A 13,504-nucleotide genomic window follows, 5' to 3' on the forward strand; every position below is an offset into this window, starting at 1 on the left:
CCTCCTCAGGCTCGCTCCCGCTGGATGCGGGACAGGAGTTTCTGGGCCGCATCGTCCGCGGGATAGCGTTTCAGGAGTTCCTGGAGATACCGCAGGGCCTCGTCCTGATCCCGGAGGATCATGTGGATCATGGCCAGATAATACAGCGCATCCCGGTTTCCCGGTTCCCGTTCCAGCACCATTTCCAGGATTTTCCGGGCCACGGTATACTGGTGCATCATGAAGGAGGCTTTGGCTTCCTCCAGGAGGTCTTCCACCGGTTCGGGGACGTTGTTTTCTTTCATAGCATAGACCTCAGCCGTTCCAGGTCCTCCACACTTCCCAGAACCACCAGGATGTCCCCTTCCAGGATGGGGTCATCCGGCCCGGGAACCACCACCTTTTCTTCCGGATACACCTCGCCGGTGGGTTCGTCCACCACGGGCACATACCGGCGGATGGCCAGCACCGAAACGCCATAGCGTTTTCGGAGATCCAGTTCCCGGAGGGTTTTTCCGAAAAATCCCGGTGGGGCTTTGATCTCCTCAATCCGGTATCCGGGGGCGAGTTCCAGGAAGTCGAAGGGGCCCTTCCGCTGGAGGGTTTCGGCGATCCGGCGGGCCATTTCCCGTTCGGGGAACACGATCCAGTCCACCCCGAGCTTTTCCAGGATGCGGGCGTGAAGTTCGCTGGCTGCCTTCACCAGAACCCGCCGGGCCCCCAGTTCTTTCGCGAGCATGGCGATCAGGATGGAGGATTCCAGGTCCTCCGTGATGGTCACGAGCACCCAGTCAAAATCCTGGATGCCCAGGTCCTGCAGGGTTTTCTCGCTGGCCGCGTCGGCGATCAGGGTTTCGTCCACAAAGGGCTCGATTTTTTCAAGCTCCGCCTCGTCTCGATCCACCGCCACCACCCGGTGACCCCGACCGGAGAGCTCCCGGGCGAGATAGCTTCCAAACAGGCCCATCCCGATAATGCAGAAATTCATCCGACCATCAGACTCCGTTTCAGATACCGGATGCGCCGGACACCCTCCCGCTCCACAAAGGCGGACATCACTGTGAGGATGCCGATCCGGCCCACCAGCATGGTGAGTATCATAAGGGATTTTCCAAAGACGGAAAAGTCGGCGGAGAAACTCACCCGGGGATCCTGAAGGGAGCCCAGGGAAAGCCCCACCGTGCCGAAGGCCGAGACCACCTCAAACACATAGCGATACGCTTCGTCCAGGGTGGCATGAGGGGCTTCCACGGTGAGCAGGAGACCGAGGGCGAGGGCCACCCAGAGGAGGGCCAGGGTGGCCACGGCGGTGGCCTGTTCCACCGTTTCGGGGGAGATTTCCCGTTTGGAGGCGACAGGGGGCCGTCCCCGGAGAAATCCGAAAGCGGTGAGAACCATGGTAAAAACGGTGGTGGTTTTGATGCCGCCGGCCGTCCCCCCCGGTGATCCGCCGATGAGCATGAGGAGAATGAGAAGGGTGATGGAGAAGGGTGTGAGGCTTCCAAGATCCACGGTGTTGAATCCGGCCGTTCGGGGGGTGGCGGCCTGAAAGAAGGCGTGGACCAGTTTCTCTCCCCAGGAGAGGGTGCCCAGCCCCCGGTGGGCTTCCATGATCAGAATCAGCAACATGGGGACAAAGAGAAAGAACAGCGTAAGGCGAAGGACCCATCGGGTGTGAAGGGAAAGGCGGCCGGTGGGGTGCCGGCGCTGGAACCACAGGTGGAGCTCATCCAGCACGAAAAACCCCAGTCCTCCCAGGATCAGCAGGGCGGCGATCACCAGGGCCACGCCGGGATGGCGTCCCCAGGTCACCAGGTTGTCCGAATAGGGGGCGAATCCCGCGTTGGCGAAGGCGGACACGGAGAGAAACAGGGCTTCGGGGAGGGCCTTCATTCCCCGGTCGGGGAAAAGAGACAGAGCGATCAAGGCAAATCCGGCGAGTTCAAACACAAAGGTATAGGTGAGCACCCGGGGAAGGAACTCCCACAGGGTGTAACGGGAGAGGGTGGGCAGGCTCTCCAGGAGCATGGTGCGGAAACGGCGGTCCCGTCGGGACATGAGCACGCCCATCACGAAGGCCGCAAAGGTCATGTAGCCCAGGGCGCCGATCTGGATCCAGAGCAGGATCACCCCTTTGCCAAACGGGGTCCAGAAGGTGGCGGTGTCTTTCACGATAAGCCCCGTGACACACAGGGCGGAGGTGGCGGTGAACAGGGCGTCCACAAAGGACACCGGTCCCCGCCGGGCCACGGGGAGCATGAGAAGAAATGCCCCCAGGAGGGAAAGCCCCACATAGCCCAGGAGAATCCAGAAGGCCGGACGAAATCGCCGTCTCATGTGGCGTTAGTATGGAGAAGATGGCGTGGATGTTCAAAGGAGAGCGCGCGTGCGACATCCACCCTGGATCCTTTCCGGGAATAAACGTGACCCGTGGACGGATTGGATCAAGTTTGACAGCCCGTACAAGCTTTCTCGCTCCGATGAAAAGAGCAAGGACCACCCTGTGAAGCATTGACCCTGCCTGTAAAGCGAGAGATTTTTCCCCAAACGAGTTCCGACGGGCGGGACGCTGAAGACCCGGGATGCGTCCAGAACTGCTGGGGGATATCCCTGTATTGCCCGCGCCCAGGAGACACCTTTTTCTCCACAGGATCCCCCGGAACCCCGAACGCACGAAATCGATCCTCACTTTAACAGGATTCCCCCCGCGCCTTTGAAACAACCGCGCGGGGAGTTTTTCCAGGTTCCCCTGGTGTTTTTTCGGAACCGGCGGGGGACTTACGGAGATTGTTTGCGAACCTCGATCGGCGAAGCCGGAAGTTTCTCCCTTGCCTCCAGAAAGCGGTAATAGAGCACAAAATACCCCAGATCGTTGATCCGTGTTCCCCGTCCGGCATTCAAGCGGTTCAGGGCCTGGGAGAGTTTCCGGAAGGCGTCCAAATAATTCCTGCGCTTATAGGCCTCATACGCCGCGTTCAGGTCCTGTTCCAGTTCTGTCCGGAGAGCCGGATCCAGAAACCAGCCCACCGAATCCACCCGCTGGATGCGATCCATGAGATGCCCATAGGCCGAAGGCCAGTCTGGCACCGGCCAGCCGGGTCCCACACCATCATACACCTTCCCATCCCCATACGGCGTGAGATACTCCATGGAATCCTCGATGGCCATCTGGAGCTCCGCCACCGAGTCGGGCAAGTTATCCGGAGGCTGAGTCCAGAGGCCGGCACCTTTCAGTTTTTGAAAGCCGCTCGCGAACCAGTGGACATGATCAGGCGGGTACCGGCTGAAAATCCGGAACCCTGAAAGGGAATCGCCCGGATGAACATCATTGCCAAAGCCCGCTGTCCACTGGATATACCCGTCCCGGATGACGCGCAGCAGGGGTTTCCAGAAGTCGGGTGGGACGGGCACCCAGGCGGTCTCACCCGTGAGGGGATCGGTGTAGATCAGGGGCAGGGTGGTCTCGGGGGGTGTGCCCAGGGACGTGTCCACCACAAAATAGGGCTCCAGCGTGGGACACTGCCAGCCCGGTGGCGTGTGGACGGAGTCCAAGAAAGCAAACTTTGAATTCACGTCTTTCCATCCAATCTGGTAAAGCGCGAATTCCGTCAGGGATTGCGAACTCGCAGGGTCGTTGGTCAGGGTGTAGGCGTACACGTAGGTGCTCCCCGACCGGGACACCTCCAGGCGGACATGCACCTCCAGCCCGTCCCCACTTTCCTCGTCAATCAGGGTGTCCCCGGCTGGTGTGACATAGACCAGACGATAGGTGGGCTGAATCTGCCCCACCAGAAGCGTGGTCAGAAGGATTGCGGCACACATTCCGGATGCCTCCTCATGTATTCCGCGAACCGATCCCACCGCCCATCCGATCCCCTCGGATGTAGCCACAGGTGGACGTGACGACCGGTATTTGCATTCCTCTCATCCAGATAGAGAAAACACCTTTTCCATTCTCTCATTTGTTTAATCCGGTCCAAGATAAAAGCAATATCGACGTCGGACAGGGGAATACCCTCACGGGTTACAGGGTTGACCTTCCGGTAAGGGATGTCCACGTTGCGGAGGGTCCGATGGGAAAGGTGGGGACCTTCCCAGTCCCCGTAGATGTCAAACCTCCCGCCCCAGGGAAGGGATGCGTCATTCACGGGGATCAGCCAGGTCAATCCAACCTCTGTCGTGTCCAGCTCAAAACACGGGAGAGACCCCCAGGTGGGGTCATCAATACAGTGGGGGTTGAAGCGGACCTGGGGAAACCCGGACAGAAAATTGAGAGCGCGGGCCATGGTCTGGGTGATTTTGTGAAAGAGAGGCCACACAAGAGGCGAAAGACCATGATTGAGATCGGTAAGACCGCACCGGGAAGGCCGGCCGGACCAGGGGGAGAGAGGGCCATAATGCTTGCACGTTCCCCCCACAAGAAGTTCATGGGGAGAAGGATAGATGTGCCCCGGACCGGGGATACTGACCCAGATATACTCGTGAAACACGTGTCCCACCGCCTCCAGCTGGACATCCACAATCCCGGCAAACTCCGGTGCCGCATAGAAGCCCACCCACTTCCCGCTATCATCCAGCGTGACGGTCAGCACCGAATAGAATCCCGTGTCCGTCACCAGGCCTCCCACCGGTTTGAGGTCCAGGTTTTCCTCCTGATGGGAGTGGCCAAAGTAGTGAATACAAAAGGGTTCGGGGTCGGTGTAGCATCCCAGCACATCGTTGAAAGGGAGCAGAGAGATTCTCACCGTGGCTCCCGCCATGGGCCAGCCCGTGTCGCGCACAGGATCATAAAACCAGCCCCCCACGACGAAAAAACCTTTGCTCAAACTGTCCGAGTATTCCCACCCCATGGGATTATTTCGATCCTGGAAAATCCAAACCCTATCTTGTTTGTTGAGCGGCCAGGGAAGGATATAGGCATCGGGAGCCGGTAACGGGGTGCTTTTCCACCCTCCGCGGCCCAGCGCTTTTACCCGACGATTCATGTGCTTTCGCATCGTTTCGGCCCGCCAATAGAGTTCCTCCGGGGAAAGGGTCTTCCCGGGCGGGGAAACCAGAGGCGCAAGACCGATGTTCACGCAGGCATACACCGATCCATGAGGGACACAACAGTCTGGATCGGTGGGTGGACAGGCCTGGACCTTCCCCACCCGCACGGTGTCGTGATACACCGGACCCGCGAGACTCACCAGGACGCTCATGAGCACACCCATCATTCAGCCTCCTTTCTGAACCGTCCAGCCCTCACCGGAGGACCACCCATCGCCCTTTCCATGTGTGCTCCCCCTGCTTCACCTGCCAGAAATACACGCCCTTCACACCCCGGAAAGGTCTCTTCACCTCTTCCCCTCCCGGAACCCGGAAGGACATCACCTTCCGCCCCAGGGCGTTGAACACCGCCACATCTGCCGGACCGTCCGATGTCACCCGGAGAAAAGGCGCCTGATAGCGCACCTCCACCGGCCGCACCCGGCGCAGGTCATACGTTCGCCGGGCCATCACCTTTCCGCCGGACAGAATGTCCACCTCCACCCGGGCGTTTCCCCATCCTGTCCACACCACCGGGAAGTTCACCGCTTCACCCGGCGTCCACACCTCCCGGCTCTCCGGAATCCCCATCTCCACCGGACCTGAGGTGTGAACGCGGAAGGAGACGTGGGAAAGGGGGTGAGGGGACTGAAGGTGGAGGACCAGGGTTCCCTCCGCCTCCTTTCCGAAGAGGAGGGGGAAGGCGAAGAGAAGATATCCCATGAACCACCTCCTGGTTGCACGGACGGCCTCAAGGATACGGGGGGGGAGTAAATTGTCAAGGCTTCGGGGCCTGTCAAAAATTGGGCGATGCACCTCACCCTCCAGAACGCGAAAGAAACTTGTCCCCAACCCGCCGGTGTGTGTTGGTTCGTGAAAAGGTTCGTATAATAACCCCGTCCGCAAGCGTGCGGAACCACGTCCCGAAGGAGATCATCATGGTGCGCAGGAACAAAAAGAGGAAAAACTACCGCAAAATCGAAAAGAGCGTGCGGGCCATTCTGGAAGCGGTGGGTGAAAACCCCGATCGTCAGGGGCTTCAGGGGACCCCCGAGCGGATCGCCCGGATGCTCCTGGACGAGGTGCTGGTGGGCTACGATCAGGACCTTGAGGACATCGTGAACAACGCCATTTTTGACATCGAATACGACCAGATGGTGGTGGTGAAGGACATCGACGTGTACAGCATGTGCGAACACCACATGCTTCCCTTTTTCGGGGTGGCCCACGTGGCCTATATCCCCAGGGGGAAGATCATCGGCCTGTCCAAAATTCCCCGGATTGTGGACCACTTCGCCCGGCGGCTCCAGGTCCAGGAACGCCTCACCGTCCAGATCGCCACCGCCCTTCAGGAACTTCTCCAGCCCCGGGGGGTGGCGGTGGTGATCGAAGCCATCCACCTGTGCTCCGTGATGCGGGGGGTGCGCAAGCCCCGGAACAAGATGGTGACCAGCGAGGTCCTGGGCCTGTTCCGTTCGGATCTCCGGACCCGTGAAGAATTCATGGCCCATATCGGCAGACACTTTACGCTGAACGATTGAGGAGTGCCATGGCCAGGAAACGGGAGAAAAACCCCTATCAGGACACCCTGAACCTCCCCCGCACGGACTTTCCCATGCGGGCCCGGCTCGCCGAGCGGGAGCCGGAGTTTCAGCGGTTCTTCAGGGAACACCGCATCTATGAACGCATGCTGGAACGGCGCAAAAACGCCCCGGTGTTTGTTCTCCATGACGGCCCCCCCTATTCCAACGGGCACATTCACCTGGGACACGCCCTGAACAAGATCCTGAAGGACATCTTCGTGAAATTCCACGCCCTTGTGGGCTACCGTGCCCCCTACGTTCCCGGATGGGACAACCACGGCCTGCCCATTGAAAACGCGGTCAAAAAAGAGAATCCCGAACTCCAGAAACTCCTGGAAGACCCCTCCCGGCTGGATGACACCGTACGTCTCAAAGTGCGGAAAGCCTGCCGCGCGTTTGCCCGCCGGTGGGTGGAGATCCAGAAAGAGGAATTTGAGCGGCTGGGGGTGTTCGGAGAGTTTGACCGGCCCTATCTCACCATGGATCCGGAATACGAGGGGCGGGAGCTCCTGATCCTGGCGGATCTGGTGGAAGAGGGGTATGTGTATCGCAAGCGGATGCCCATCCACTGGTGCCCTCACTGCCGGACCGCTCTGGCCATGGCCGAAATCGAATACCGGGACAAAACCTCCCCGTCCCTCTGGTTCCTTGCCGAAGCCCGGGAGGTTCCGGACGAACTCGCGCCCTTCAGGCCCTTTTCCCTGCTGGTGTGGACCACGACACCCTGGACCCTGTTTGCCAACCGGGCCTTCGCCTTCCATCCCGATGCCACCTATGTCCTGGTGGAGGCCGGGGGACGGCGCTTCCTCTTTGCGAAAGCCCTCCTGGAGGACCTGAAGGAGAAGTTCTGGCCGGATGAACCGGTCCGGGTTCTTGCGGAGGTCCCCGGACGGGTGCTGGAAGGAGCCCGGTTTGCCCATCCCTTCCTGGACCGGGAAAGCGTGGGGGTGCTTGCGGAGTTCGTGTCGCTGGAGGAGGGGACGGGCATCGTGCACATCGCCCCCGGCCACGGCCGGGAGGACTTTGAGGTGGGGGAGCGCTATGGCCTGGAGGTCTTCTCCCCGGTGGACGAGGAAGGACGATTCACAAAGGACGTGCCGGAATGGGCGCAGGGGCTCACCACGGACGAAGCCAATCCCCGGGTGATCCGGACCCTGGAGGAAAAGGGCACCCTCTTCCACGTGGGGGAAGTTCGCCACAGCTATCCCCACTGCTGGCGATGCCATAATCCTCTGATCTTTCGGGCCACGCCCCAGTGGTTTCTCTCTGTGGACCACAAGGACCTCCGGAAGCGGGCCCTGGAATCCATTGAGAAGGTCACCTGGTATCCTCCCCCGTCCAGGGAACGGATCCGGGCCTCTGTGGAGGAACGCCCGGACTGGGTGCTCTCCCGTCAACGAATCTGGGGAGTGAACATCCCCGCCTTCCGGTGTCAGGCGTGTGATGAGGTGATCCTGGATCCGGCCGTGATCCGCCATGTGGCCCAGATCTTCCGGAAAGAATCGGCGGATGCCTGGTATGCCCGCCCCACAAAGGAACTCCTCCCCCCGGGATACCGGTGCCCGAAGTGTGGAGGGGAGGCCTTTCAGAAGGAACACGACATTCTGGATGTGTGGTTTGATTCGGGGGCCACGTCCCTCATCGTGCTTCCCCTGTATGACCTTCCCTGGCCGTCGGACATGTATCTGGAGGGACCGGATCAGCACCGGGGCTGGTTCAACGCCTCCCTGATGCTGGCGATGGCCGAGAAGGGGGAACCACCCTACCGGGTGGTGATCACCAACGGGTGGACGGTGGACGAAACGGGCCGGGCCATGCACAAGTCCCTGGGGAACGTGGTGGCTCCCCAGGAGGTGATCGAGAAATACGGCGCGGAGATCCTCCGGCTCTGGGTGATCTCGGCGGATTACACCCAGGACATGCGGATGGGCCCGGAGATCCAGAAGCGGCTGGTGGATGCCTATCGCAAGCTCCGGAACACCCTGCGGTTTCTCCTGGGGAATCTGTATGATTTTGATCCCGAAAAGCACCCGGTGCCGCTGGATGCCCTGTTTCCGCTGGATCGCTACATGCTCCACCGCCACGAGACCTTCAAAGAAGACGTTCGGAAGGTGTATGAAACCTATGAACTCCACCGGCTTTTCCACCTGTTCATGAACTATATGGGGGTGGATCTGTCCAGTTTCTATCTGGACGTTCTGAAGGATCGGCTCTACACGTGGGCCCCGGATTCTCCCGGGCGGCGGAGCGCCCAGACGGTGCTGTGGGTCATTCTCCGGGACCTTCTGGTGATGCTTGCGCCGGTGCTCACCCACACCGCCCAGGAGGCCTGGGGCTTTCTCCCGGGCGCCCCTTCGGATAGCCCCTTCCTGGAGGACTGGCCCGCGTCCCGACCGGAGCACCGCGCTCCCGAACTGGCCGGGGACTTCGGGCGCCTTCTTGCGGCGCGGGAGGCTGTGCTCCTTGCGGTGGAGGAGGCCCGGCGGCAGGGGGTGATCCGGGATCGCCTGGAGGCACGGGTCCGTGTGGTGGCGCCCTTTGAAGAACTTTTGCGTCGCTATGAAGAGCACCTCCCCGAACTCTTTATCGTATCCCAGGTGACGTTTGAAGACGAGGATTTTCCGGTGTGGGTGGAGCGGGAAGGGGTGAAGGTGGGGCTCGGGAAGGCGCGGGGGGAAAAGTGCGTCCGGTGCTGGATGTGGCGGGAGGATGTCCATGAGGGGGTGTGTGGAAAATGTCGTCCGGTTCTCCAGTCGGTGAGTCCCTGAAAATCGCCGTGGTGGGCGCGGGTCTCCGGGCGGGCATCCTCCGTTCCCTGGTGCGAAAGGATTATACCCTGGTGGACCGCCCCGAAGAGGCCGATCTGGTCCTCGTGGACATGGGTCAGGCCGACGCCATAACCGTTCTCCGGCAGACCCTTGCACGTCACAGCAGGGTGGTGGCGGTGATGGATGCGGACGAAGCCCTGGATATGGGGGCCGGAGTGATCGAGATGGGGGTGGCCGGTGTGCTGTATGCCCCCTTCCGGTCCGAACAGCTTCACGCCCTCATCCGGCAGCTCTTTCTTCCCGAAACCCTTGAGGCGGAGGTGGAGGATTCCTTCCGGGCCCTCCGGGTGGCGGTGGCCCATCACGTGCTCAACGCCCTCACCCCCATCAAACTCAAGTCCACCTCCATCCTGCGAAGGCTCCAGAGCGGAGAAGCCATTCCAGCAAAGGAACTGGAAGAGACCTTTACCCGGTTTCTGCGGGCGGTGGAGCGGGTGGAGACCTTTGTCCGCGATCTCCGGGAAACCCAGGCGCGGGATCGGGAGACCTATCACGGTCAGGAAGACATGATCCGTATCCCCCGAAAAGACGAAACCCCATGATCTCCCGTCTCAAAGATCTCGAATCCACCCCCTTCGCCGGCACCACCGGCACAGTGGAGATCCGTCCGGGCCGGTTCCGGGAGGAGGCCGTGTTCGCCTTCCGGTGGAAAGGTGAGCTTGTGGCGTCGGGCCTTGCCTTTGCCGGTCGGGGATCCATCCGGCCCTGGCTGGATTTTGATTTTTTCCCGCCCAGTGAGTGGACGCGTGAGGACTGGCAGACCTTCTTTCGGTTCTGTGCCGGGGTGGTGGGGGAGGGTGGACGGGTGATGGTGGGGTATGAAGCCCTGCCTGACACCCTGAACGCCCTCCAGCGGGGGGTGCCCCCGGTGATCACGCCTCTCGGTGAGATCCTGGCGGAAGCAGGTTTCTGGGCCTTCAAGGACTGGTATTATCCGGAAGGCTGGGCAGAAGGGGGGCGGAAACTCCAGGCAGAGCGTCCCCTTGCCCGGGATCGAACGCGCTTTCAGCGCCTCCGTGCCTGGGAGGTGCGGGAAGCCCTTCCAGCTCTCCAGGGCGAGGATCGGGAGCGGGCGCTGAGATTCCTGAACAATCTTCCTCTGCAGGCCCGGATCGCGGGGGTGTATCTGGTCACGGATCCCCGGTATTTTTCGTCGGCCGAAGACTGGGTCCGAAAGATCGAGGCGGCCCTGGAGGGAGGCGTGGATCTCCTCCAGTTCCGGGTGAAGGACGAAAAGCACCTGTATGATCGGATCGGAGAGGTTCTTCGGGAACGGGCGGCCTGGTGGGGGGTGGCCTTTGTGGTGAACGACGATGTGGACCGGGCGGTGGGGCTGGATGCGGACGGGGTGCATGTGGGGGCGGAGGATCCGGATGTGGAGGAGGTGAAGGCCCGCTTTTCGGGGTTTGTGGGGGTGTCGGCCTATGGGGATCTGGACCGTGCCCGTCGTCTGGTGGCGAAAGGGGCGGACTATGTGGCCTTCGGGGCCGCCTTTCCCTCGCCCACCAAGCCGGATCGTCCCGTGCTGGACTGGACGGTTTTGCGCCGAGCCCGCGAGGATCTCCCGGTCCCCGTGGTGGCCATCGGCGGGATCCACGCCGGCAACGTGGAGGATCTCCTCCGGGCCACAGGTGTGGACGCGGTGGCGGTGATCTCCGGGATTCTCGCCAGACGGACCCCGGAGGAGGTGCGAGATCGGGCCCGGGCCCTCAAGGACGCCGTCGTCCGGTTTGTGCGGAAGGGATCAACCCCCTGATCCCGGCGCATGGAAGGTGATTGACGGGGCGAAACGGCAAATCCCGGATCGTCAGGCAAGCTGACCCTTCAGCTCCCGCAGTTTCTCCAGAAACTGTTTCTTCAAAGGAGAAAACACAGGGGATCGAATCTCCCTTTTCCAGATGGGCAAGCACCCCTGCAGCACCACTGTAAGCCCGGAGGTATAGCGTTCGATTTTCTCGATGCTTTCCAGCATATCGGCAAGGAACAGACGAAGATCCCGCTTCGACATGGACCAGATTTTCACGGACGCTCTGCCACAGGCGCGGTTTGCGACGTAAAGTCTCTTCGGTGACCAGGTCCACCGGGATGCCCAGCAATTTATCCGGGTCATCGTGCAGGTCCACGACTTCCCGGCCCAGGGGGTGCCCCGGTTCCGGGGATGTATACACGATGTTCATGAAACGACCCGGTTGCCAAGTCTTCCTCCATAAGTTTCAACGTTCCCCTGACGCCGGGCGGGTCCCTCCCTTCCATCCGAACACCACGACCGCGGCCAGGGCCTGGGCAAACACCACCGTGAATCCCGTGGGAAGATCCAGCGCAAAGGGAGCCTCTGGAACGCCATGCGAGGAGGTGGATCGTGCTGATCAGGCACAGGACCCGGGAGGATCAGACCATTCCCGCCCGGACGACCTGGCTCCGGCCCTTCTGTTTGGCGAGATACAGGGCGCGATCGGCCCGTTCCAGCCAGTCCCGGGGGGTATGGTCGGTGGGAAGGAGTTCGGCCACGCCGATGGAAACCCCGAGGGAGACCCCCGCATCCCCGAAGGTCCGCTGTTTGATCCCCTCGAGAAGGCGATGGGCCAGGCGGAGCCCCCCGGTTTCATGGGTGTTGGGGAGGAGGATGCAGAACTCGTCTCCCCCATACCGGAACACCAGATCCCCCCGGCGCACCGTGTCTTGGAGAAACCGGGCAAACTCCACCAGCACTGCATCTCCCACCTGATGACCGTGCTGATCGTTGATATCTTTGAAATGATCCAGATCCAGAAGAAGTAGGGTTGCGGGAATGCGGTGGCGGGCATGATGGGCAATGGCTTCCTGAAGACGATCCTCCAGATGGCGCCGGTTATACACCCCCGTGAGGGGATCCAGCATGGCAGCCTGCCGAAACTCTTCCAGCCCCCGCTGGAGCTCCCGGGCCACGTCCAGGGCGGCTTCGGCATTCACCCACAGGACCACCTCTCCCAGAAACCGCCGGTCAATCTTCACCGAACTGCGACGTTCCAGAACCACCACCCGGCGCCCATTCAGGAGACACCGGATCACCCGCATATCCGGGATCTGCAGGGGTAGGTGTTCATACAGGAAAACCTCGTGAAAGGGGAGTCCCAGAAGTTCCTCGTCCAGGTGGAACATGGAAAGGAGGGCCGGAGAATACAGGCGGATGGTTCCCCGCTGGTCCAGAAGAAGGATGCCTTCCTGAACGGAGTCGAACACCGCCTCCAGAACCCCGGGGCTGTCGGGCCGGAACACCTGATACCGCACCACCCCCACCGCGATGATCAGGCTCATGAGAAACGTGCCCACAAAGGCAAGGCCCGGGATGGGAAAGGTAACCCCGCTCACCATGCCCCACAGGGGAAGAATTCCGTTGATCAGGAGGGCAGGAACATAGGGCATCAGGGCGCCGGCGATGATGATCCAGATCTGTCGGCGCTGTTCATGGGAAAGGGTGGTCCGGGCTTTCTGGAAAAGCACCCATAACCCCAGCAGGGGAAAGATCCCGAAATATGCGGTGGCGAAGGGCCAGAGGATGCCCTCATTGACCGCCCATCCCCACCACATGGGACGGGGGTCCCGATAGAGGAGGTCGTCCACATAGGCCGAGGCAATGATCAGGAAGGGGAGAGCCCACAGCCACCGGAGCCACCGCGCCTTTCTCCAGGGGTGATGGGTGAATTCCAGGGAAAAGAGGAAAAAGAAAAAAGGGGGCCACACCCATGCTGCGGGGAGAAGGGTGGACCAGAACCGGGCGGCCCCCAGATCCGGAGCCGTCCGGAGTTCAAACTCCAGAAACCCCCAGAAGGCGGTGGTCAGAACGGTGAGGGCAAACAGGCGGGTGGCACGGTTGCGGGGCCCCTGGGAGAGCACCCAGAAGGCAAGCAATGCCGAAGCGACCGCCCCCACTCCTGACGAAGCCCAGACAAGAAAACGCAGCCCCTCCATACAATGAATAGCATACACAATGGGCGGGAGAACGTCAATGTTTGGGCGCGTGGTGCGGAAAATGCCGTTACTTTCAGGGGTTGCGTAATTGTTGACTTCCTGTGGGTCCCAGGATGGGATGCCTGTCCTGCTGTACCT

At 61.2% G+C, this 13,504-nt stretch carries 12 protein-coding genes; 4 read left to right on the plus strand and 8 right to left on the minus strand.

Translation table 11 applies throughout. The annotated features are described in order from the left end of the window. Positions 1-5: 5 nt before the first annotated feature. From AC6HU3_RS05780 to AC6HU3_RS05805, 6 genes are all read right to left on the minus strand, one after another. On the minus strand, positions 6-284 hold the full coding sequence (locus AC6HU3_RS05780; protein WP_497472834.1) for a tetratricopeptide repeat protein: 279 nt from the start codon (positions 282-284) through the stop codon (positions 6-8). Next, positions 281-967 carry a potassium channel family protein gene (locus AC6HU3_RS05785; protein WP_497472835.1) on the minus strand — a complete coding sequence of 229 codons (687 nt, stop codon included), beginning with the start codon at positions 965-967 and terminating at the stop codon, positions 281-283. The genes AC6HU3_RS05780 and AC6HU3_RS05785 overlap by 4 nt, the downstream gene beginning before the upstream one ends. Next, positions 964-2,316, minus strand: coding sequence for a TrkH family potassium uptake protein (locus AC6HU3_RS05790; RefSeq protein WP_497472836.1), 1,353 nt, complete (start codon positions 2,314-2,316; stop codon positions 964-966). Before AC6HU3_RS05790 ends, AC6HU3_RS05785 begins: the two co-directional genes overlap by 4 nt. A gap of 441 nt (positions 2,317-2,757) precedes the next feature. Next, a complete protein-coding gene (locus AC6HU3_RS05795) occupies positions 2,758-3,801 on the minus strand; it encodes a hypothetical protein (RefSeq protein WP_497472837.1) in 1,044 nt (347 codons plus the stop codon). Next, positions 3,780-5,195 carry a polysaccharide deacetylase family protein gene (locus AC6HU3_RS05800; protein ID WP_497472838.1) on the minus strand — a complete coding sequence of 472 codons (1,416 nt, stop codon included), beginning with the start codon at positions 5,193-5,195 and terminating at the stop codon, positions 3,780-3,782. The genes AC6HU3_RS05795 and AC6HU3_RS05800 overlap by 22 nt, the downstream gene beginning before the upstream one ends. Before the next feature lie 28 nt (positions 5,196-5,223). Continuing rightward, positions 5,224-5,730, minus strand: a complete 507-nt coding sequence (locus AC6HU3_RS05805; protein ID WP_497472839.1) for a T9SS type A sorting domain-containing protein — start codon at positions 5,728-5,730, stop codon at positions 5,224-5,226. A gap of 215 nt (positions 5,731-5,945) precedes the next feature. Here AC6HU3_RS05805 and folE point away from each other — a divergent pair, with 215 nt between their 5' ends. From folE to thiE, 4 genes are read left to right on the plus strand one after another with little or no spacing between them, the layout of a single operon-like run. Beyond that, positions 5,946-6,548 (plus strand): GTP cyclohydrolase I FolE, encoded by a 603-nt coding sequence (gene folE, locus AC6HU3_RS05810; RefSeq protein ID WP_497472840.1) that lies wholly within the window; start codon positions 5,946-5,948, stop codon positions 6,546-6,548. A gap of 8 nt (positions 6,549-6,556) precedes the next feature. Next, the gene (gene ileS / locus AC6HU3_RS05815) at positions 6,557-9,358 is read left to right on the plus strand and encodes an isoleucine--tRNA ligase (protein ID WP_497472841.1); all 2,802 of its coding nucleotides are present in this window, start codon (positions 6,557-6,559) and stop codon (positions 9,356-9,358) included. Further along, complete coding sequence (locus AC6HU3_RS05820; protein WP_497472842.1) at positions 9,316-9,960, plus strand: hypothetical protein; 645 nt, start codon at positions 9,316-9,318, stop codon at positions 9,958-9,960. Before ileS ends, AC6HU3_RS05820 begins: the two co-directional genes overlap by 43 nt. Further along, on the plus strand, positions 9,957-11,174 hold the full coding sequence (gene thiE / locus AC6HU3_RS05825) for a thiamine phosphate synthase (protein WP_497472843.1): 1,218 nt from the start codon (positions 9,957-9,959) through the stop codon (positions 11,172-11,174). The genes AC6HU3_RS05820 and thiE overlap by 4 nt, the downstream gene beginning before the upstream one ends. A gap of 51 nt (positions 11,175-11,225) precedes the next feature. Here thiE and AC6HU3_RS05830 read toward each other — a convergent pair whose 3' ends face one another. Next, positions 11,226-11,426: a hypothetical protein gene (locus AC6HU3_RS05830; protein ID WP_497472844.1), complete on the minus strand. Its 201-nt coding sequence runs from the start codon at positions 11,424-11,426 to the stop codon at positions 11,226-11,228. Between the two features lie 380 nt (positions 11,427-11,806). Continuing rightward, on the minus strand, positions 11,807-13,366 hold the full coding sequence (locus tag AC6HU3_RS05835; RefSeq protein ID WP_497472845.1) for a histidine kinase N-terminal 7TM domain-containing diguanylate cyclase: 1,560 nt from the start codon (positions 13,364-13,366) through the stop codon (positions 11,807-11,809). Between the last annotated feature and the right edge of the window lie 138 nt (positions 13,367-13,504).

It is taken from the genome of Caldifarcimen microaerophilum, from assembly GCF_055387105.1.